This is a genomic window from Micromonospora sp. DH13 (assembly GCF_020873825.1).
Lineage (GTDB): Bacteria > Actinomycetota > Actinomycetes > Mycobacteriales > Micromonosporaceae > Micromonospora > Micromonospora haikouensis.
Map to the genome: position 1 here is coordinate 108,455 of NZ_JAHWGR010000004.1, position 19,207 is coordinate 127,661.

Consider the following 19,207-nt stretch of genomic DNA (forward strand, 5'->3'; position numbering starts at 1 on the left):
CGATGGGAGGCCACGGTGAGCTGGTACGAGGATCTGTCCCTGTGGTCCGGCTTCTCGGACGTGCTCTTCTCCGCCGAACGGGCCCGGCACGCCGCCGAGCTGGTGGCCACCTCGCCGCTGTTGGCGTTCCCGCCCGGAAGCCGCGTGCTCGACCAGGGCTGTGGCGTCGGCTTCTTCGCGGTGCCGCTGGCGCGTCAGGGCCACCGGGTGACCGGCGTGGACCTCCACCGCGAGCTGCTCGACCGCGCCGAAGCCGAGGCGGCCGGTACCGGGTCCGGGCCGTCGTTCGTCCGCGCGGACGTGCGCGAGTACGTGTCGCCGGACGCGTTCGACGTCGTGGTGAACATGTACACGTCCTTCGGGTACTTCGACGAGCACGACGACAACCTCCAGGTCCTGCGCAACGCGTACCGCTGCCTGGTGCCCGGTGGAACGCTGATCGTCGACCTGTTGAGCAAGGAGGTCTACGCCTCCTGGGTGGGGCCGCCGAAGATCGTCGACGTGCCCGGCGGCATGGTGGTCATGCGCGACACGATCCTCGACGACTGGACCCGGTACCGCACCGACTGGACGCTGGTCCGCGGCGACCGCGCCCAGCACACCTCGCTCACCTGCTGGGTCTACAGCGCAGCGGAGCTGACGGACATGGTCGCGCAGGCCGGGTTCGAACAGGTCGAGTGCTTCGGCGACTTCGACGGCGGACCGTACGACGGCGCGGCCACCAGGCTGATCGTCCGGGGAACCAAGGCGTGACCGGCATCCGCCGGTTCACCCGGGTGCAACTCGCGCTGCTCGGCAGCGGGTTCCTCGTCAACCTGATCAACTTCTCGGTGTACCCGTACCTGGCGGTCCTGCTCCGCGACCGGATGAACCTGGGCATGGACCAGGTGGGTGTCATCCTCGGGCTCGCCACGTTCGTGCAGTTCGCCGGCGGGCTGCCGGGCGCGGCCCTCGCCGAGCGACTCGGCCTCCAACGGTGCCTGCTCGCCGCGATGGTGCTGCAGACGCTCGGCTCGCTGGGCTTCCTCGCCGGCGGCGCGTGGCCGGCGCTGACGATCGCCGCGCTGTTCCTGCGCTCGGCGGCCTCGGCGGTCTACTCGCCCAGCGTGCGGGGCTACACCGTGCTCGGCGCGACCCCGGACGAGCGGCCACGGCTGGTCTCCGCGAGCTATGCCACGGGCAACGTCGGCATCGCCCTCGGGCCGGTGGCGGGCGCGCTGTTCATCCACGACCCGACCGTGATGTTCGCCGTCGCCACCGTGCTGCACCTGGCGATGACGATCGGGCACGCACTCCTGCCCCGGGAACGGCGAGCCGACCACGAGGTGGTCGAGCCGCTGCGCCGCGCCCTGCACGGAATCGCGGTGCTGCCGTTCGCCGTGACCGCCCTGACCCTCTACCTGCACATGCACTTCTACCAGTACCTGTCGTCGTACGCCGAGGGCCGGGTGCTGGCCGTGTTCTACGGGGCGGCCATGATGGCGTACTCGCTGATCCTGGCCGTGATCCAGCCGCTGATCTCCCAGCGGGTCGAGCGGATGCGGTACCCGCACGCGATGGCCCTCGGCTTCGGTGGCCTGGCCGTCGGCATGCTCGCCTTCACCGGAGGCAACGAGATCGCGATCGCCGCCGGCGTCCTCGCCATCGGCGCGGGCAACTCCGTGCTCTTCCTCAAGAACACCCTCGAAGCGCTCGCCCGCACCGACAGATCCCCCACGGTCGTCTTCGGCCAGCAGCGGCTCGCCGAAGGCGGCGGCGCGTTCCTCAGCGGCCTCGCGGGCGGGGGCCTCTACCAGCTGTTCGAGTCCGCCGGGAACCTCGCCGGCTTCTGGCTGGCCATCGCCGCCCAGTGCCTGCTGCTGCCACCGGTCGTGATCCTCGCGGACCGGATGCTCCGCCGCCCCGCACCCGAACCGACAGGGGTGTCATGAACCCGGCAGAAGCGATCACCACCGCCCACACCGTCGCCGAGCGGCTCCGCGCGGACGCCGTCGAGCGGGACCACGCCAACCAGCCCCCGGACGCCGAGATCGACCTGCTGCGCGACAGCGGCCTACTCGCCCTCGACCCCGACGACCACCCCACCACACACGCCGTGACCCGGATCGTGGCGGCCGTCGACGCCTCGATCGGTCACCTCCTCGGCTACCACTACCTGCACCTGTGGCGGGCCACGCTCTACGACAACGCCGAGCTGGCGACCTCGCTACGCCAGGAGGCCGCCACCGGCCGGGTGTTCGTAGCCGCGGTCAGCAACCCACGCGACACCATCACGGCCACCACGACCAGCGACGGGCTCCGCGTCTCGGGCCGCGGCGCGTTCGCCACCGGCTGCGCCGTCGCCGACCGCCTGCTTGTCAGCGCGATGCGCGAGGACCACACGGCCCGCCTCGTCGTCGTCATGCACCGCGCTGGTGGCGGCCTCTCGCACCCTCCGGACTGGGACAACCTGGGCCAACGCCTGACGGCGAGCGGCAGCGTCGCCTTCGACGACGTCCGGGTCAGCCAGGGCGACGTGCTGGGCACCTTCCCGGCAGCCGAAGACGAGTCCAGCCCTCGCCACCTACGCCTGTCCCTGGTGTCGCTGGCCTTCCAGGCAGTCCTCGCGCAGGTCCTCGTCGGCATCACTGCCGGCGCGATCGACGAGGCCGCCAGATACACCCGCGATCGTTCGCGCCCCTGGCCCGCGAGCGGAGTCGTGCGGGCCGTCGACGACCCGCACGTGCTCGCGGGCTACGGAGAGCTCGCCGCGACCCTGGATGCGGCCCGTCTCCTGGCCGACCAGGCGACCCGCGCCCTCACCGAGGCCGACACCCGCGGCCCCGCCCTGACCCCGACCGAACGCGGCCGGGCGGCACTGACCGTCTCCGCCGCGAAGGTCGTTTCCAGCCGGCTGGCCACGGAGGCGACGAGCCGGATCTTCGAGTTCACCGGCGCGCGCGCAACGGCCCGCGCCACCGGCCTCGACCGGTTCTGGCGCGACGCCCGCACGCTCACCCTGCACGATCCCGTCGCATACAAGGCCCAGGAACTCGGCGACCACCTCCTCACCGGGCGGTATCCACGCATGACGGCATACAGCTGACCGCCCCCGGCATCCGGCTGCGGCCCGACAGAGCAGATCGCGGTGCGGCGCCGTGTCGGCGCGGGGCGTCCAGACCTGGTCATCGATATGTTCCGCGTGGGCGTCGAGGACGAGGAAGCCGTGGTGTCCCACATTGAGGTCATCACGAACAGCTGTAAACCCTGATGATCCGTCCCGAGCCGATTCGCCACCGAGCGCTACTGGGCGAGGCCGTGAAGGTGATCGAACTTGTGTTGCAAGAAACGCACGAGGGTGCCCCCACTCCCCACGACAGCCGCCGTCTTGTTGCAAGATAGTGGCAACAGCGAAGTTATGGCAGTACTACCGGAGGGGATCCTGATGGCGGTCTACACCCTGCCCGACATGCCCTACGACTACGGTGCGCTGGAGCCGGCCATGTCCGGACAGATCCTTGAGCTGCACCACAGCAAGCACCACGCCGCGTACGTCAAGGGTGCCAACGATGGCCTCGAACAGCTCGCCGAGGCCCGCGCCAAGGGCGACTTCGGCACCCTGGTCGGGCTGGAGAAGACGTTCGCGTTCAACCTGTCCGGCCACGTGCTGCACACCATCTTCTGGGGCAACCTGTCCCCGGACGGCGGCGACCGGCCCGATGGCGAACTGGCGGCGGCGATCGACGAGCACTTCGGTTCCTTCGACGCGTTCGCCGGGCAACTGTCCGCGGCGACCAAGAGCGTGCAGGGCTCCGGCTGGGGTGTGCTGGCCTGGGAGCCGCTCGGGCAGCGACTCATCGTCGAGCAGGTCTACGACCACCACGGCAACGTCGGCCAGGGCTCCACGCCGCTGCTGGTCTTCGACGCCTGGGAGCACGCCTACTACCTGCAGTACAAGAATGTGCGCCCCGACTACGTCGACCGGCTGTGGAACCTGGTCAACTGGTCGGACGTGATCGCCCGCTTCGACGCCGCCCGCGCCACGAGTCCGAAGGTCTGACCCGGGTGAGTGAAGCCACCCCCACGGCAGCGGAGCTGCTCCAACGCGCCGCCGGAGTCATCGCGGCCAAGCACCGCGGTGACCTCGTCGGCGCCGAGGAACTGCTCGCCGCGTTCCCCAGCGAGCAGGCCCGCACCCTCGGCTTCTACCTGCTGGCCGACCTCGCACTCGGATTGGTCCGCGCCCAGAGTGGCCAAGCCATGGACGATCTGGTCCGCGAACTGTCCCTGCTCGTGGCCGCCAGTGCAGGGAACCCGCCGGCTACAGCATGACCGGGCTGGCGGTTTCACCTCGGCGACCCATGGTCGCCATGGTCCTGCAGGGCGGGCAGCCCGGTCCGTTGCTGCAGGCCCTGGACGGTATCAAGCAGGTTCTGGTACTGGTCGTCGCGCGTACCACCAGCGCCCGGCAGGCCGTCGAAGCGGCGATCGCGCAGGCGCGGCAGTTGGGGTCGTCGGGAAACTGACGAGGGCTGGCGGTCACCGGCATGGTCGCAGTCTGCGAGGACTCCTTCGGCCTGTCCGGGAACCCGCGGCCCCGAACATCCGGCCGTCCACACCAACCTCGCCACTGCCGGGCGGGTAGCCTCCCCGCGCCGCCGCCTAATACTCCAGCCGTAGCTGGTGGATTCGGTGTCTTCGCTGGTAGTGGGCCTGTTTGGCGCGGTTGACGGCGTGGCGGTAGTCGCTACTGGTAGCGGTCTCCGGTAGTTGGTTCAGCGACCAAGCAGAACTTCACACCGGAGCCCTCGACCAGGGCTTGCCCTCAGCTTCATCTGATGAGCTGTTTCCGGTCTGATCTTGTAGGTCAGGCCGGGTCAGTGGGGTCGCTGATCGATGAGGGCGAGGCTCCGGGTAGGACAGCAAGCGGCGCCGTGCTCAGGACGGTGGCCATGGCGACCGATGCCGCCGGCTGGCCGAGGTAGGCGGTCAGCAGCACCATCAACTCAGCCAGGCCCTCTTCGGTGACGCCGGCGGCGCGTGCGGCGTTCAGGTAGGTGATCAGCCGGGCATCGACGACGTGTTGGCCGACGAGGGCGGCGATGACGGCGACGCTGCGGTCGCGGTCGGTCAGTTCCGTTCCGGACCATCCGGGTCCGCCGGCCGCGAGGAAGGCCTCCCGGGCGTACTGTGCGCCGGCTCGCGCCGCGAGCATGCTCTCGGCTTCGTCCTCGGGGACGCCGAGGTTGCGGGCGTACACGGCGCGGCCGGCGGTGATGCGGTCGGCCACGTTGTCGGAAGCGTTCATATGCACGATCCCGGGTCTTCGGCTGAGCCGATGATGAGGTAGAGGGCCCGTCGCAGCTGTGTGACCTCGGCCGCCGGGATGGGCCGGACCGCGTCGGCCTCGCGAGCTTCGGCGCCGGCCGCGATCGCCGCGCGCGCCGCATCGCCCTTCGGGGTGATGGCGATGATGCGGGCCCGCCGGTCTCGTGGGTTGACGCGCCGTGAGACGAGTTCCATGCGCTCGAGCCGGTCGATCTCCGCAGTGAGAGTCGTCTTGTCCATGCCGAGGGCTTGCCCGAGTTCGACCTGGGTGAGATCGGCGGTCTTGTGCAGAGCGCTGAGGACGATGTGGTCGCGCAGCGACAGGCCGTGGCGTTCTGCTTCCGCGCCGACGAGTGCGTGCATCCGCTGGGCCGCCCGGTGGAGCAGCCACGTGAGCTCGGAGTCGGGCCCCGGTCCCAGAGTGGGGCGCTGCGGTGCGTCGTCGGTCGTCGGCTCGGGGCGGCCCGGGGTGGGTGCGGCAGGCATGGTCACAGTGTCACGCCCGGGAACCGGGACGGCAGGAGCGGGATGCTGTCGTAGGCGGCGACATCGTGGGCCGGAACGACCTGCAACACGCGGCTGAGGGCGATGCTGCGCTGCAGGCCGACCCGGACGGTCCTGGCGTCGACATCGGCGACGCGGCGCATCAACCACGGGCGTTGCGCACCACGGGAGATGCCGTCCATCTGCCAGGTGAGGTCGCCGATGAACGCATAACGCTTCCCGGTGGGCAGCGTGACGAACACGACGACGGAACCCGAGGTGTGCCCTGCGGCGAGGGCCACGACCACCGAGCCGTCTCCGTAGAAGTCGAAGCTCGCCGGAAAGCCGAGATACTCCGGGCCGTCGAAGGCGTACTCCCGGATCTCCAGGCCTTGCGACACCGCGCGGAACACCCTGCCATGCGAGTCGTCGGCGCCGTAGCGGATTTCGGCCTCGTTGATCCACACCGGCACCCGCAGGGAGTCCAGGCCGCTGACGTGATCCCAGTGCACGTGCGTGACGAGCACGCCCAGGAGCCGGGACCGGTCATAGCCGGCCGCATCGAGCTGCTGCGCCGCGGTCCGGCCGAGATGGTAGGGAGCACGCTCCATGCGCGCCAGCATCGTGATGTGCTCCGCCACGTGCTCGCCGAACCCGGCGTCGATGAGCAGGTCGCCCTTCGGGTGGGAGATGAGCACGGCGGTGGCCGCGAAATCCCGCTTGTCCCGTACCGACCCTCCGGTCACGGCGAACACCGCTCGCGTCGTATAGGTGCCGGTGGGCAGACGGTGCAGCGCCATGTCCGCCGGCGGATTCGCCTCGGGCAGCCGGCCTGTCCAGTACGCGGAAGGTGAGATGACCATACTCGGAACCGTACGATCCAAGAACGTCCGAGTCAAGACTATCCGAGTCAAGAGTATTCGGCCTTCGTCCTGCGTCCCGGTTGGCGTGGACGCCCTCCTGGCGCCTCGGCGCCGCCGGCGACCACCTCAAGGGCTGGGTGTGCGTGCTCCCGCTCTCCTCTCAGGCGGTCGTGTCCTGGGCCAGCGCGTCGAAGGCCGTCGTCGCTTCCTGGTCCAGCCCGATCCGGGCGACCGCGATGTTGTCGGCCAGGTGCGCGAGGTTGCGGGTGCCGGGGATCAGCAGTGTGGCCCGGCTGTGCCCGAGCAGCCACGCCAGCCCGGCCTGGGCCGGGGTGATGCCGAGGCGTCGGGCGTGCGCGATGACCACCGGGTCGTCGGTAACGCTGGGCAGCCAGTCGAAGGCCGATCCGAGCGGGCAGTACGGCACCCAGGCGATGCCCTGTTCGGCGCATTCGGTCAGCACGTCCTCCTGGCCACGGGTGACGACGTTGTGCAGGTTCTGCACGCAGACGATGCCGGCCGGAAGGGCCTGCCGCAGTTGTGCGAGGCTGACGTGGCTCAGGCCAATGCCGCCGATCTTCCCCTCGTCGCGTAGGGCGATCAGCTCGGCGAGCTGGCTGTCCAGGTCGACCACCTGGTCGCCGGTGACGGTGATGCCCGGCGGCGCGTCGGCCCGGCGAAGGTTGACCACGGCGAGGTGTTCGGTGCCGAGGGTGCGCAGGTTCTCCTCGACCGACGCCCGTAGCTGCGCCGGCTGCTGGGCGGCGACCAGTCGTTCGGTCGGGTGGGACACCGCGCCGACCTTGGTGACGATCCGCAGGCTGTCGGCGTACGGATGCAGAGCGGTCCTGATCAGTTCGTTGACTGTGCCGTAGAACTGGGCCGTGTCGATGTGGTCGACGCCAAGCTCGACCGCGCGGCGCAGCACCGTGACGGCATCCGCGGGGTCGGCGTCTTCCAGCTGCATGGCGCCGAAGCCGACCCGCAGGACCTCGTGATCGCCCAGCTTTCCGTGCGCGTACACCTGCGATGTGGTCATGGTGGTGGACCTCCCGATACGATGACCGCAAGTGGAATCGGCTCCGCTTGTCTCAGCTCGACCCTAGCAGAAGCGGAAGCGATTCCGCTTATGAGGTGATCATGGTTTCCGAGATCGAGCGACGCCCCGGCGCGCGCAGGGACGCCCAGCGCAACCGGCAGCGCATCATCGAGGCCGCCAAGCGCGCCCTCACCACCGGTCCGGACCCTGTCAAGATCGAGACCATCGCCCGCGAGGCGGGAGTCGGCGTCGGCACGCTCTACCGGAACTTCCCGTCCCGGGAAGCCTTGGTGGAGGAGGTCTACCGCAGCGAACTCACCCACCTCTGCGCCGTCGCCGCGCAACTGGTGGCCGACCACCCGCCAGCCGATGCCATGCGCGAATGGATGCGCTGCTACCAGGACTTCGTCGCCACCAAACACGGCATGGCCGAAGCCCTACGCGCGGTGATCGCCAGCGGTGCGATCAACTCCGGCCAGACCCGCGAACACCTCGACGGCGCCATCGCCACCATCCTCGACGCCGGCCGATCCGACGGCAGCCTGCGTGCCGACGTCCAACCGGCCGACGTGTCCGCCAGCATGGCCGGCATCATGCTGACCGCCGCCGACATCGACCAGGCCAGCCGGATGCTGCAACTCCTCGTCGACGGCCTACTCGCCCGCGACCCCTCCTGAAGGGTCTACTCCATGGCCTACCTGCCTGAAGAGGCGACGCACTCTTCCGCCGCGATGCGATCCGCGCGCTGCCGCGGCGGCGACGGCAGGGCTGAGAGCGCGCAGGGAAACACCGCCGGTCCGGGCCGGCGGACGCCTGCCGTAGCAGCAGCCTGACCCGATCGGCGAGTCCGCAGGCCGCCGACGCGGCCTCGGGCATGGCGAGTAGCGGCGCAGCGCCGTGGTCACGTCGGCGGACGGCTCGGGGCGAACGTCAGCCGGGCGTGCCCTTGCTCTTGTCCTTCTGGCGCTTGACCGCGTCCTTACGGAACTCGACGAGGGTCGCCACCACCGTCTCGGCGGCCACCAGCCATCCGTGCCCTTGGTCGTAGGCGGGTGCGGCGTTGATGGGCACGCCGTCGACCTCGACCATGCCGTTGTCGTAGGCGGTGACAGTCACGGTGAGGGTCAATCCCTTGTCCTTCTTGGTGGACTGCACCTTCCAGTTGTCTCGGATGCGCTTGATTGAGGCGGGCACGTCGGTGCTCCTTCCGTTCGGCGGGTCGATGATCGTGCCTGTGCTCAGTGCCGGCTGTCAGGTTGGCGACTCGACGCGGAGACGCGCTGCGAACACCTGTCGAGGGGCGCGCGAAACCGGGCTCCGCCGGCGACGTCAGCGCCGCTGGACCGGAGACGCCGGCAGCCCGGTGTCTGGTGGCACGGCGTCGCGGTGCTGCTGAGCCACGATGCCGGTGGTGATCTCGTCGGGCGGCACCGGGCGGCCGAAGTGCCAGCCCTGCCCGTTGTCGCACCCGGTCGCGGCCAGCCGGTCGGCCTGCTGGGCGGTCTCGATGCCCTCCGCGGTCACGACGAGGCCGAGCTTGTGCCCGAGCGACACGACGGTGCTGAGGAACTCGTCGTCCGTGCCGGGGCGGCGGGCCCCCGGCCGCCTGGCCGGCTGCGCCGACGAACGGGTCAGGCTCGCGTCGAGTTTGAGGCCGTGCAGGGGGAGGGAGCGGAGATTGGCCAGGTTCGCATAGCCGATGCCGAAGTCGTCGATGACGATCCGGACGCCGATCTTCATCAGCGCCGCCAGGGTCTCCGTCACCACGCCGGTCAGATCGATCACGGCCTGCTCGGTGACTTCGAGCTGGAGCAGGTGCGGCGGCAGCCCCGTCCGGTCGAGGATCTGCGCCACCGCCCCGGCCAGGCCGTTCTGGCGGAGCTGGCGCACCGACACGTTTACGCTCACGTACAGGCCGGGTTGGATCCGCTGCCAACGGCTGGCCTGTCGACACGCCTGCTCCAGCAGCTGCCCGCCGAGCGCCACCACGGCGCCGGTGCGTTCGGCGAGCTCGATGAACCGGGCGGCGCTCAGCAGGCCGAGCTGGGGATGCTGCCAGCGGGCCAGGGCTTCCACCCCAGCCAGCCGTCCGGACCGCAGGGCGGCGATGGGCTGGTAGGCGGCGACGAACTCGCCCCGGCGCAGCGCCGCCGGCATGGCCGCCGACAGGCGGTAACGCGCGGCGTCGGCGGTGCTGCGATCCTGGTCGAACTGGCGCAGGGTGGCCTTCCCGTCCGCCTTGGCCCAGTGCAGCGCGATCTCGCTGGCGCGCATCAGGGCCGCGGCGGCGCCGTCGGCGACGGCGCCCTCGGCCACTCCCGCGCTCGCCGTCAGGGGCACCTCGGTGCCGTCGACGCGGAACGGGGCGGCGAGCGCGGCGAGCGCCTGATCGGCGATCTTGACGGTGTCCTCGGCGCAGGTGGTGTCGCGGACCAGGATCGCGAACCGGTCGCTGTCCAGCCGCGCCACCAGGTCGATCCGCCGGTCGGTGAGCGCGCCGAGCCGACCGGCGATCTCGCGGAGCAGCAGGTCGCCCACCTGATGCCCAAGCACGTCGTTGACCGCCGCGAAGTCGTCGACGTCGAGGCAGCAGACACCGACCCGGTCGATCGGCTCGTCGGCGGCGGACAACCGGCCCAACCGCTCGGTGAACAACGTCAGGTTGGGCAGCCCGGTCAACTGGTCGTGGGTGGCGAAGCGGCGGAACCTGGCCTCGCTGACCCTGAGCGCCTCCTCGGCCTGGTTGCGGGCGGCCAACGCGGCCAGCCGGACCGTGTCCTGGGCTCTCAGGCTGCGGTCGTGCGCGGCCGCCGCGAAGCCCGCCGCGAGTTCGGCCAACAGGCCGTTCAGCCGGGCGGCGCGGGTGGGGTCGGCGGCGAGGCCCAGCTCACCGAGGAACCGCGAGCCGATGACCGCGATTGTCCCACCGAGCGCTTCCGGCGACCCGAAGCCGACCGCCACCAGATCCTCGCCGATCCGCCGGCCGTCGCCGGGCTCGGCCGAATCGGCGAGGACCGCGCTGACCAGACGGTCCGCCAGCCCGGTCACGATGCGACGCCGCCGCCCGGCGCTGATCGGCACGTAGTGGGCCCGGTGCAGGGCCCCAGCCCACGCCGTGACGAACTCCCCGACGCCGGGGCGACGCCCGTCGTCGAGGCCGTCGGCGCCGGACCGACCGCTCACCCGCGGCGTCCGACTCCGACGTAGAAACTCATCCGCTCCGGGTGCTCCCCGACATCCGTCCGCGACTCGGGACGCCACAGAGGGGACCACACCACGCCGGGTTCCACCAGTTCCAGGCCGGCGAAGAAGTCCTCCACCTCGGCGCGGGTGCGGGCGGTGACCGGCGTGTTCGTCCGGCCGCTGAGCCGGGTGCCCTCGCCCATCTCGTCCGGCCGGCTGTCGGTGGTGACGTGGCTGATCGCCACGCAACTCCCCGGGGCCAGCGCCGTCCACAGCCGCTTGATCAGCCCGTACGGGTCGTCGTGGTCGGGGACGGCGTGCACGACCGAGACGAGCAGCAGGCCGACCGGCCGGTCGAGATCCAGCAGCCGGCGGACCTCCGGGTGGCCCAGGATGGCCTCCGGGTGGCGCAGGTCTTCGAGCAGCGCGATCGCGTTCGGCTGGCCGGCGAGGATGTGCGTGCTGTGCGTCACCGCCACCGGATCGATGTCCACATAGACCACCCGGGTGTCCGGATCCACCTCCTGGGCGATCTCGTGCACGTTGCCCACCGTCGGGATGCCCGACCCGATGTCCAGGAACTGCCGAATCCCTTCGTCGAGCATGAACCGCACCGCGCGGTGCAGGAACTCGCGGTTAGCCCGCGCGACCAGGCGGAGGTCCGGCACCGCCGCCAATGCCTGGCGGGCGAACTCCCGGTCGACCTCGAAGTTGTGCGAGCCGCCGAGCCAGTAGTCGTAGGCTCGCGCCACGCTCGGCCGACTCAGATCAACATCTGCTGGCGCCCACTCCGGCCGTTCCATCGCCGCCCTTCCTCACCACCACGTTCACGTGGCCGCCGCCACTGTAATCGGAGTTTACCGATTCGTTTGATCGCGCCGAAATCACGCCGCCCGCCCGCCGCCCGGCCTGGGATCGCCGCGCCGAACCACTGCGCGACGCCACGGTGCCGGCACGCGGGGACCGGACCGCCCCGAGATCCGGCCGGACCGGCCCGGCGTGGACGTCACGCGGGGTACGCTGCGGTGGTGGGCCGGCGTGATCAGTACCGGGCCGAGCTGCGCGGGTTCGATCCGGCGCGCTGGCCGGACTTCCTCCGGGAGCACTCGGGGCTGCCCGGTCCACGCGCCAACATCGCACTCGCCGAGGCCGTCGCCGACGAGGGCGAGCTGACCTCGTTCGATCGGTTGATCTCCACGGACGACGAGTACCTGGTGTTCTGCGGGGTGCTCGGGCTCGGCCGGCTGTTGGCCACCGCCACGGACGCACGGACACGCGCGGACGTCGAGGCGCGCTTACGCGACCATGCCACCGACGCCCGTTGGCGGGTGCGCGAGGCGGTGGCCCTGGCGTTGCAGCGGCTCGGCGACGCCGACCTGCCGCGCCTGCTCGAACTCGCGACGGCCTGGGCCGCCCGCCCGCACCCGTTGCTCCGGCGGGCGGTGGTCGCGGGCGTGTGCGAACCGCGCCTGCTGACCGCCCCGGACGCCGCCGCCCGCGCCGTCGCGCTGTGCGAACGGGCGACCACGGGACTGGCCGGCCTCTCGGCCGAACAGCGGCGTGACGACGGCGTCCGCGCGCTGCGCCAGGCGTTGGGCTACTGCTGGAGTGTCGCGGTGGCCGCCGATCCGGCGGCCGGCCTGCCGCGCTTCCAGGCGCTGGCGGCCGTCGACGACCGCGACGTGGCCTGGATCGTCCGGGAAAACAGGAAGAAGAAGCGACTCGCGAGACTGCTCTGACAGCGCCGGGGACCGCCCGGGCCGCCACCGCGGTGTCGTCGCGTACCGGCACGACGGCACGCCACGTCCGGTCGGACGACGTCCTGTCCCGGCGGTACGGCCGCCCCGCCCGGCTACCGCGGACGCGGTGGCCGGACTCCTGCTCCCGGGGGACGACGCCGGGCCCGGGACTCGACACCGTGGAGGTGTTCCGTGACCCGACGCGTAGGACTCCGACGTGCCCTCCTGCATCGACTGGGACGGTTCTCGTTGGCACGGTGCTCAGCTGGCCGAGGGCTGGTGTTGGGCGGGTTGTGCCATGTCCAGGGCGTCGATGACCAGCTCGGAGCACAGTGGTCGGCGATCGACCAGCCCACGACCCGGCGGGCAAACGCGTCCAGCACGACCCCGCAGTACACCCAGCCGGCCTGGGTGTGTTGCTGGGTGATGTCGGTGACCCATAAAGCGTTCGGCTTGAACACCAGCCGGTGCCGCGCACTGTCCCGCCCATGAGCATCGCAGGGCCCGTCCTGGCGACAGGGGAAGCCGCGGCAAGGAGAAGCGCAACAAAAACGGCAAGGAGTCGCATCCCCCTGCCATAACTAACATATACCGCACCCGGGGGCTTGCGGCAAGGCCCGGGGGTGCGCGCAGAATCGCTGTCCGTAACTGGAATCCGCGTGGAGATGGGGGTTGCGGCATGCGGGTATTGCTGTCGACATTCGGTGGCCGTGGCGATGTCGAGCCGCTGGTCGGGCTGGCGATCGCGCTGCGGGAGGCGGGCGCGGGCGTGCGGGTGTGCGCCCCGCCGGACTGCGCCGAGCGGCTGGACCAGTTCGGGGTGGAGTTGGTGCCGATCGGCCAGTCGGTGCGCGAGATGGTGCACGGGCCGGCCCCGACCACGGTGCCGGACGTGCCGCGCAAGGCCGCCGAGCTGATGGCCGAGCAGTTCGCCGAGCTCCCAGCGGCCGCCGAGGGCTGCGATGTCATGGTGGCGACGGGCCTATTCCCGGTCACGGCGAGCGTGCAGTCGGTGGCGGAGCGGCTGGGCGTCCGTTATGTCTACGCCGCGTACTGCCCGATCTTCCTGCCGTCGCCGGCCCACCGCCCGCAGTCAGCGCCGACCCGGCCGTTGCCGCCGGACGTCACGGACTGGAAGGAGCTCGACGCGCTGGCGATCGAGGGCTACAACGCGGTCTTCGGCGCCGCCCTCAACCGTGAACGGGCGGCGATCGGCCTGTCTCCGGTCGACAACGTCCGCGACCACGTCTTCACCGCGGACCCGTGGCTGGCCGCGGACCCGACCCTGGCCCCATGGCCAGCCGACGGCGCGAACCCCGTCGACGTGGTGCAGACCGGCGCCTGGATGGTCCCCGACCCGCGTCCGCTCGACTCCGGTCTGAGGGCGTTCCTCGACGCCGGCGACCCGCCCGTGTACGTCGGCTTCGGCAGCATGCCCGCACCGCAGCACGCCGCGGAGGTCGCCCTGGCCGCGATCCGCGCCCATGGCCGTCGCGCCGTAGTCTCCCGCGGCTGGGCTGGCCTGACCCCGTCCGCCGTCGCGGACGATGTCCGCGTGGTCGCCGAAGTCAACCACCGGGCGCTGTTCCGGCGCTGCGCCGCCGTCGTACACCATGGCGGCGCCGGCACCACGACGACGGCCGCGTTGACGGGCGTACCCCAGGTGTTGGTTCCGCAGATGGCTGATCAGCCGTACTTCGCCGCCCGCGTCGCTGCCCTGGGCATCGGCGCCGCCCACTCCGGCCCGTCTCCGACCGTCGAGTCCCTGGCCGCCGCCCTCGGGCAGGCCCTGTCGCCCGAGACCCGGTCCCGCGCCGCCGCGACGGCCGCCACCATCCGCCCGGACGGCGCCGCGGTGGCCGCGAACCTCATCCTCGACCTCTGACGCCCGCGCCAGTCCACTTCTGGCGGGGCCGACGCGCCTGTTGCAGGCGCGTCGGCGGGACGTACTGAATCGCTGACGGCCGCATCCGCTGGATCGCGCCGTTTCCCGACCGGCGGAAACTGTCTCGCGCCGAGCCAGCCTTCCTGATGGCTGGAGGTCAGGAAATCTGGGCTTTGGAGCCTAGACATCTTCGTCGGTCCGGCATACTCTTCTTCGAGTCGAGGGGAAAGATCCGTCAAGACGCAGACGGGCTGTCCGGCCGTGAGGTCACGACGGGCGGCGAGGAGGGGGACAAGCTTCACCGTTCCCTCCCGAGATGCAGTAGGCAGTAGGAGCACGTCAGTCCCGGCGGAACGCACGCCGGGCGCAGGTGGGGCCAGGGTTCTCTTCGGGGCTCCAGCTGATGTCCGCCGCACGTGTCGGGGCCATGAAGTCGCGTGGGCTCCGGCACCGGCAGACCGCACGACAGCAAGGGAAAGAAGCAGCAGAGGAAAGGGAGGGCCGTACACCGTTGGATCGCCCGCCGGCAGCCGTCATTCCAGGCTCGGCGGACACCGCAGCTTCCATCGAACGAGAGGTGGTCTCCGGTCACGCATACGCGATCCTCGCACCCGAAGCCGTCAGTGACGGCTGGTGCGGATACGACAAGCCGACGTTCCGGTCGGTAGATGGTGTTCTGACCCGTAACCCTGGGCCCCGGCGCGCAAGCGCCGGGGCCCTCGACGTGGAGGTGACATGGGGCGAACCCCCGAAGACATGTTCGGCGATGAGAACACTCCGGCCTACACCATCGGTCAGGCCGCGGAGATGCTCGGCACCACGCAGGACTTCCTGCGTCGCCTGGACGAGGCGAAACTGATCAACCCGCACCGCTCCAGCGGCGGCCACCGCCGCTACTCCCGCTACCAGCTGCGTCTGGCCGCCCGGGCCCGTGAAATGGTCGACCAGGGCACCGCCCTGGAGGCCGCCTGCCGGATCATCATCCTGGAGGACCAACTCGAGGAAGCCCTCCGGCAGAACGAGAAGCAGCAGCGGGGGCCGCGGCGACAGGACTGACCAGCCCCACACCCTTCGTGCGAGGTCGGCGGGCGATGAGCCAGCCGGCCAGGCGAAGGTTCCCGTCCCCGCTCGGTCCTGGCACCCCCGCTCGTCGCACCTCCTCACATCCCGGCCGGCGACCGGGATGCTGTGCGTGACCGGCGGTCCGAGGCGTCGCCGTCCTACGTCGGCCGGCATGCCAGGGCACGCCGGGTCGGCGGCGGGTAGCGTCCGATCATGGCCAGCGGCGGAACGGACGACGTGGGTGGCGGGTGGAACACCGCTCGCGGCACCGACGACGTGGCGTTGCTGTCGGAAGAGGCGTCACCAGGGGGCGTCCACGATCGCCAGCCGCGCCGGGTCGCCGAGCACGGCGTGGATCCGAAGGCGCCTCCGCAGAGAAGCAAGCTCAGCGGCCCACCCCGCCGCCATCTGGCCGACGACGGATCATGTGCTACAGTAACCGAGTTGCAGTTTTGATTTCCGTAGACGTTTCCCGGCGCCTGATGGGGCATTGAAACCCATCCAGGCGCTTTTCGTTTTTCGTGTCGTTTCGACGCGGGTGATCAACGCGGCGGCGTAAGCGACCGCACAGTGCGGTCGCCAACAGCCTGCGAAGGAGCAGACATGACTACAGGCACCGTGAAGTGGTTCAACGCCGACAAGGGCTTCGGCTTCATCAGCCCGGACGACGGCGGCGCCGACGTCTTCGCCCACTTCTCCGCCATCTCGGCGAGCGGCTTCCGCAGCCTCGACGAGAACCAGAAGGTGGAGTTCGACATCACCCAGGGCCAGAAGGGCCCGCAGGCGGAAAACATCCGCCCGCTCTGATCCACATTCTCTGAACGGCGGCCCGACTGGTTCAGCGGGCCGCCGTTTGGCGTTTCATGCGCTCACCACAGCATCGCGAAGACCGTCTGATCGGCAGAAGGCCGGCCATCTCGGTGCGGATCCGACAGCCCCACCAAACTCGCGGCTCATGCCGGCCTGGCGCCGGTTTCCCGCGACTCCGGCACTGTTTCCGGGAACCATCGGCCTGCCCGCCGATACCACCGGAGACTGCGGCACATTCTGTGGATGGCCGCGTTCACCGCCGCCAGAGAATGCCCCACCTCCCGGGCCTACTACGAGAAGAAGCGTGCCGAAGGGAAGAACCACCGGCAAGCCATTCTCGCCCTCGCGCGACGACGCGTCGATGTTCTCTGGGCACTTATCCGCGACCACAAGACCTTCAGCCGGCCGGCAGTAGCCCAGCCTGCTTGCGGAACTGCGCAACGCACCCGTCTCAAGGTCATCCTGTGGCTGTCATCGCGGCCTGTAGCTGATCCCGGGTGTCTTCGTCGAAGGCGACGAGTCGTACCCGTTGAACGTTCGTCGGTACGGACCCGAGCGTTGCCACGGCGATCCGCGCCGCCCGCTCGGGTGGGAAGCCGTACACGCCGGTCGCGATCGCCGGGAAAGCCACCGTCCGGGCGCCGAGCTCATCGGCGACCTGCAGGCTCCTGCGGTAGCAGGAGGCCAGGACCTCGTCCTCACCGTTGCCGCCGCCTTCCCAGACCGGCCCGACCGTGTGGATGACGTGCCGCACCGGCGGGTCGAGGTCGAACGCCGGGGTCGGCATCGCGTCGCCCGGCTCGCAGGGGCCGATTGCACCACCCGCCCGGGCCAGGCGAGGCCCGGCGGCGCGGTGGATCGCGCCGTCGACACCACCGCCGCCCAGAAGCGACTCGTTCGCGGCCGTGACGATGGCGTCCACGTTCTCCCGCGTGATGTCACCCAGGGCGACCTCGATCGCTACCACAGCAGCATCCTGGCACATCAGGCGACGACGTCATGACCGCTCCCGCCGCGCCAGCCGCGGGCGTGAGGTCATCCGACCAGTCGGTCATCGCCGCACCGTCATCGGTGCCCCCGGCGGGGTGGCCGTCGCCGACCGGCCCGGGACAGGGCGGGCCGGCGACGGCGGCCGATCAGAAGTCGCTGTCGGTGTCGTTCCGGCCCCCGCTGGGGATGTCGTCGATGGTCTTCGACGAACCCCCGGCGTCCCGCCTCGGCAGGCCACCCAGCATTCGGGCGAGCTGCTCGTCGGCCAGTTCCACGCCGTCGGCCGGAATCGTGTCGATCCGCACGGTCTTGCGCCTCATGTCGTACCCCTGTTCACCCTGAGGGAGCGCCCGGCTGCTCGGCCGGACGAACGCCAGTGTGTGGCCGCCGGGAACCGCCTGGGACCAGGGATCTCCCTGGTTCGGGATCCCCAGTCTTGGCTGGCCGGGTGTCCGCCGGACGCGCGGCCGGGCCGGCGCTGGAGCGATCGTCGCCGGGGTCCGACTCACGACGGGGGTCTGGCCGAGGTGTAGGCCGGCAGCGGCAGCGGCTCGTCGCGCAGGAACGCGCGGAGCAGCGCGTCGTACGCCTCCCGCTGGCCGGAGGTGATGTCGTGTCCCGTGTGCGGCAGGTAGACCAGGGTCGCCTGCGGCAACGTGCGCCGGTATTCGTACGTTTCCTCCCACGGGACGAAGTCGCACTCGCCGCGCATGATCAGCGCCGGCACCCGGGCCTGCCGGAGCGCGGGCCGCGGATCGGGGATGCGGGCGAAGTCCTCGACCGTCAGTTGGTTGACGTAGAAGCCCTGGTGGTTGTCGTGCACCTCGGCGGGTGCCGAACCGGGGCAGCGGGCGGTGTCCTTGCCGAGCACGGCGACGGCGTGTATCAGCGCGTCCGCCTCGTCGTCGCCGACGAGCGCGTGCGCCGCGTTCGGGTTGACGCCCTGCAGGACCGCCTGGGCGACGACCCGCGGCGAGGCGAACAGCTCGTCGCGCTGCCGACGCTGCTCGGCCGGCATCCGGGCCCAGGGGTCGCCGCCTCCGCCGTCCGGGTAGGCGCCCGCCCAGATCGGGCCGGGCGAGGTGAACACGACCCGGGCGACGTGCTGCGGGTGGGCCGCGAGATACTGCGCCGCGAGCGAGCCGCCCCACGACTGCCCGACGAGAACGACGCGCTCGGCGCCCAGCTCGACACGGATCGCGTCGAGGTCGGCGACCTGCCGGGCGACGGTGTAGCCGGTGACGTCGGCGAGCCGGGTGGACCGGCCGGCACCGAGCTGGTCGTAGGCGTAGACCTCGAAGCCGTCGGCAGTGAGCAGGGCACCGACGGCGGGCACCCCCTCCCCCGGGGTGCCGGGGCCGCCGTGCAGGAAGAGCACGGGCGTCGAGCGGGGCGTGCCGGAGGCGGCGGCGTGGACGTACGCGATCCGTGATCCGGTGGGCAGGTCCCAGAACCGGACGCCGGCGGGCGGGGGCGGGGCGGCCGGGTGCGGGCCGGGCCGGAACACGGTCACGGCGGCGAGCCCGGCGACGGCGACGGTGACCGCGGCGGCCAGCGCCGTCGCGGCGCGGCTCCGGCGTCGTACGCCGAGCAGCGCGAACGCGGGCCGGGCGAGGAGCTGGGCGACGGTGCCCAGCAACACGAGCCCCACCGCGCACAGCAGCGGTATCCAGGCGGTGACGAGCGCGGTGGCGACGAAGCCCGCGCCGCCCACGGTCACGGCGGTGGCCACGGCGACCGGCAGCAGCAGGATGCCGATGCTCCGGCGAACAAGGGAACGAACCATGAAGATCATGCTGGCCGGTGCCGGGCGCAGGCGCGTCGTGCCACAGGACGGCTTCCACGC

At 71.0% G+C, this 19,207-nt stretch carries 20 protein-coding genes and 3 pseudogenes; 12 read left to right on the forward strand and 11 right to left on the reverse strand.

Translation table 11 applies throughout. The features are described from left to right. The first annotated feature begins 15 nt into the window (after positions 1-15). The 6 genes and pseudogenes from LPA42_RS05260 to LPA42_RS05285 form a co-directional block, all read left to right on the forward strand. Positions 16-753, forward strand: a complete 738-nt coding sequence (locus tag LPA42_RS05260) for a bifunctional 2-polyprenyl-6-hydroxyphenol methylase/3-demethylubiquinol 3-O-methyltransferase UbiG (protein WP_077935911.1) — start codon at positions 16-18, stop codon at positions 751-753. Further along, complete coding sequence (locus tag LPA42_RS05265; RefSeq protein WP_096761567.1) at positions 750-1,931, forward strand: MFS transporter; 1,182 nt, start codon at positions 750-752, stop codon at positions 1,929-1,931. The genes LPA42_RS05260 and LPA42_RS05265 overlap by 4 nt, the downstream gene beginning before the upstream one ends. After that, positions 1,928-3,085, forward strand: coding sequence for an acyl-CoA dehydrogenase family protein (locus LPA42_RS05270; RefSeq protein WP_077935913.1), 1,158 nt, complete (start codon positions 1,928-1,930; stop codon positions 3,083-3,085). Before LPA42_RS05265 ends, LPA42_RS05270 begins: the two co-directional genes overlap by 4 nt. A gap of 339 nt (positions 3,086-3,424) precedes the next feature. After that, entirely contained in the window at positions 3,425-4,039 is a 615-nt protein-coding gene (locus LPA42_RS05275; protein WP_074475095.1) for a superoxide dismutase, read from the forward strand. A gap of 5 nt (positions 4,040-4,044) precedes the next feature. Then, positions 4,045-4,311 carry a hypothetical protein gene (locus LPA42_RS05280; protein WP_077935914.1) on the forward strand — a complete coding sequence of 89 codons (267 nt, stop codon included), beginning with the start codon at positions 4,045-4,047 and terminating at the stop codon, positions 4,309-4,311. Next, positions 4,305-4,505, forward strand: a pseudogene (locus tag LPA42_RS05285) (DUF6244 family protein); the annotation flags it as partial. The gene LPA42_RS05280 and the pseudogene LPA42_RS05285, both read left to right, overlap by 7 nt. Before the next feature lie 341 nt (positions 4,506-4,846). Here LPA42_RS05285 and LPA42_RS05290 read toward each other — a convergent pair. The 4 genes from LPA42_RS05290 to LPA42_RS05305 form a co-directional block, all read right to left on the reverse strand. Continuing rightward, the gene (locus tag LPA42_RS05290) at positions 4,847-5,287 is read right to left on the reverse strand and encodes a carboxymuconolactone decarboxylase family protein (RefSeq protein WP_077935915.1); all 441 of its coding nucleotides are present in this window, start codon (positions 5,285-5,287) and stop codon (positions 4,847-4,849) included. After that, positions 5,284-5,793 (reverse strand): MarR family winged helix-turn-helix transcriptional regulator, encoded by a 510-nt coding sequence (locus LPA42_RS05295; protein WP_228986370.1) that lies wholly within the window; start codon positions 5,791-5,793, stop codon positions 5,284-5,286. The genes LPA42_RS05290 and LPA42_RS05295 overlap by 4 nt, the downstream gene beginning before the upstream one ends. A gap of 2 nt (positions 5,794-5,795) precedes the next feature. Then, positions 5,796-6,653 carry an MBL fold metallo-hydrolase gene (locus tag LPA42_RS05300; RefSeq protein WP_077935916.1) on the reverse strand — a complete coding sequence of 286 codons (858 nt, stop codon included), beginning with the start codon at positions 6,651-6,653 and terminating at the stop codon, positions 5,796-5,798. Positions 6,654-6,813: 160 nt separating this feature from the next. Beyond that, the gene (locus tag LPA42_RS05305) at positions 6,814-7,692 is read right to left on the reverse strand and encodes an aldo/keto reductase (protein ID WP_077935917.1); all 879 of its coding nucleotides are present in this window, start codon (positions 7,690-7,692) and stop codon (positions 6,814-6,816) included. A gap of 101 nt (positions 7,693-7,793) precedes the next feature. Here LPA42_RS05305 and LPA42_RS05310 point away from each other — a divergent pair, with 101 nt between their 5' ends. Next, complete coding sequence (locus LPA42_RS05310) at positions 7,794-8,369, forward strand: TetR/AcrR family transcriptional regulator (RefSeq protein WP_228986371.1); 576 nt, start codon at positions 7,794-7,796, stop codon at positions 8,367-8,369. A gap of 253 nt (positions 8,370-8,622) precedes the next feature. Here LPA42_RS05310 and LPA42_RS05315 read toward each other — a convergent pair whose 3' ends face one another. From LPA42_RS05315 to LPA42_RS05325, 3 genes are all read right to left on the reverse strand, one after another. Continuing rightward, positions 8,623-8,886, reverse strand: coding sequence for a hypothetical protein (locus tag LPA42_RS05315; RefSeq protein ID WP_077935918.1), 264 nt, complete (start codon positions 8,884-8,886; stop codon positions 8,623-8,625). Positions 8,887-9,021: 135 nt separating this feature from the next. After that, complete coding sequence (locus LPA42_RS05320; protein ID WP_077935919.1) at positions 9,022-10,875, reverse strand: bifunctional diguanylate cyclase/phosphodiesterase; 1,854 nt, start codon at positions 10,873-10,875, stop codon at positions 9,022-9,024. Then, positions 10,872-11,678 (reverse strand): SAM-dependent methyltransferase, encoded by an 807-nt coding sequence (locus LPA42_RS05325; RefSeq protein ID WP_077935920.1) that lies wholly within the window; start codon positions 11,676-11,678, stop codon positions 10,872-10,874. The genes LPA42_RS05320 and LPA42_RS05325 overlap by 4 nt, the downstream gene beginning before the upstream one ends. 225 nt (positions 11,679-11,903) lie before the next feature. On the opposite strand from LPA42_RS05325, the gene LPA42_RS05330 reads away from it, so the two are divergent. After that, positions 11,904-12,614, forward strand: coding sequence for a PBS lyase heat domain-containing protein repeat-containing protein (locus LPA42_RS05330; protein WP_077935929.1), 711 nt, complete (start codon positions 11,904-11,906; stop codon positions 12,612-12,614). A gap of 113 nt (positions 12,615-12,727) precedes the next feature. On the opposite strand, the pseudogene LPA42_RS34710 reads toward LPA42_RS05330, so the two are convergent. Continuing rightward, positions 12,728-13,066 (reverse strand): annotated as a pseudogene (locus LPA42_RS34710) (DDE-type integrase/transposase/recombinase); the annotation flags it as partial. 227 nt (positions 13,067-13,293) lie between these two features. Between LPA42_RS34710 and LPA42_RS05335 the strand changes: the two are divergent. The 4 genes and pseudogenes from LPA42_RS05335 to LPA42_RS33760 form a co-directional block, all read left to right on the forward strand. Beyond that, the gene (locus tag LPA42_RS05335) at positions 13,294-14,499 is read left to right on the forward strand and encodes a glycosyltransferase (RefSeq protein WP_077935921.1); all 1,206 of its coding nucleotides are present in this window, start codon (positions 13,294-13,296) and stop codon (positions 14,497-14,499) included. Positions 14,500-15,234: 735 nt separating this feature from the next. Continuing rightward, positions 15,235-15,555 (forward strand): helix-turn-helix domain-containing protein, encoded by a 321-nt coding sequence (locus LPA42_RS05340; RefSeq protein ID WP_077935922.1) that lies wholly within the window; start codon positions 15,235-15,237, stop codon positions 15,553-15,555. A gap of 609 nt (positions 15,556-16,164) precedes the next feature. Beyond that, positions 16,165-16,368 carry a cold-shock protein gene (locus LPA42_RS05345; protein ID WP_013283833.1) on the forward strand — a complete coding sequence of 68 codons (204 nt, stop codon included), beginning with the start codon at positions 16,165-16,167 and terminating at the stop codon, positions 16,366-16,368. 135 nt (positions 16,369-16,503) lie between these two features. Beyond that, positions 16,504-16,656, forward strand: a pseudogene (locus LPA42_RS33760) (transposase); the annotation flags it as partial. A gap of 172 nt (positions 16,657-16,828) precedes the next feature. On the opposite strand, the gene LPA42_RS05355 reads toward LPA42_RS33760, so the two are convergent. From LPA42_RS05355 to LPA42_RS05365, 3 genes are all read right to left on the reverse strand, one after another. Next, the gene (locus tag LPA42_RS05355) at positions 16,829-17,338 is read right to left on the reverse strand and encodes an O-acetyl-ADP-ribose deacetylase (protein WP_077935923.1); all 510 of its coding nucleotides are present in this window, start codon (positions 17,336-17,338) and stop codon (positions 16,829-16,831) included. Between the two features lie 169 nt (positions 17,339-17,507). Next, positions 17,508-17,681, reverse strand: a complete 174-nt coding sequence (locus tag LPA42_RS05360; RefSeq protein ID WP_077935160.1) for a putative ATP-grasp target RiPP — start codon at positions 17,679-17,681, stop codon at positions 17,508-17,510. Positions 17,682-17,866: 185 nt separating this feature from the next. Continuing rightward, the gene (locus LPA42_RS05365) at positions 17,867-19,147 is read right to left on the reverse strand and encodes an alpha/beta fold hydrolase (RefSeq protein ID WP_228986373.1); all 1,281 of its coding nucleotides are present in this window, start codon (positions 19,145-19,147) and stop codon (positions 17,867-17,869) included. Positions 19,148-19,207: the final 60 nt, after the last annotated feature.

Bases quoted from the DNA above. Each gene is read 5' to 3' on its own strand.
- LPA42_RS05295 (WP_228986370.1), bottom strand. From the start codon at position 5,793: ATGCCTGCCGCACCCACCCCGGGCCGCCCCGAGCCGACGACCGACGAC.
- LPA42_RS05270 (WP_077935913.1), top strand. From the start codon at position 1,928: ATGAACCCGGCAGAAGCGATCACCACCGCCCACACCGTCGCCGAGCGG.
- LPA42_RS05335 (WP_077935921.1), top strand. From the start codon at position 13,294: ATGCGGGTATTGCTGTCGACATTCGGTGGCCGTGGCGATGTCGAGCCG.
- LPA42_RS05360 (WP_077935160.1), bottom strand. From the start codon at position 17,681: ATGAGGCGCAAGACCGTGCGGATCGACACGATTCCGGCCGACGGCGTG.
- LPA42_RS05300 (WP_077935916.1), bottom strand. From the start codon at position 6,653: ATGGTCATCTCACCTTCCGCGTACTGGACAGGCCGGCTGCCCGAGGCG.
- LPA42_RS05275 (WP_074475095.1), top strand. From the start codon at position 3,425: ATGGCGGTCTACACCCTGCCCGACATGCCCTACGACTACGGTGCGCTG.
- LPA42_RS05365 (WP_228986373.1), bottom strand. From the start codon at position 19,147: ATGGTTCGTTCCCTTGTTCGCCGGAGCATCGGCATCCTGCTGCTGCCG.
- LPA42_RS05340 (WP_077935922.1), top strand. From the start codon at position 15,235: ATGGGGCGAACCCCCGAAGACATGTTCGGCGATGAGAACACTCCGGCC.
- LPA42_RS05310 (WP_228986371.1), top strand. From the start codon at position 7,794: ATGGTTTCCGAGATCGAGCGACGCCCCGGCGCGCGCAGGGACGCCCAG.
- LPA42_RS05345 (WP_013283833.1), top strand. From the start codon at position 16,165: ATGACTACAGGCACCGTGAAGTGGTTCAACGCCGACAAGGGCTTCGGC.
- LPA42_RS05290 (WP_077935915.1), bottom strand. From the start codon at position 5,287: ATGAACGCTTCCGACAACGTGGCCGACCGCATCACCGCCGGCCGCGCC.
- LPA42_RS05325 (WP_077935920.1), bottom strand. From the start codon at position 11,678: ATGGAACGGCCGGAGTGGGCGCCAGCAGATGTTGATCTGAGTCGGCCG.
- LPA42_RS05305 (WP_077935917.1), bottom strand. From the start codon at position 7,692: ATGACCACATCGCAGGTGTACGCGCACGGAAAGCTGGGCGATCACGAG.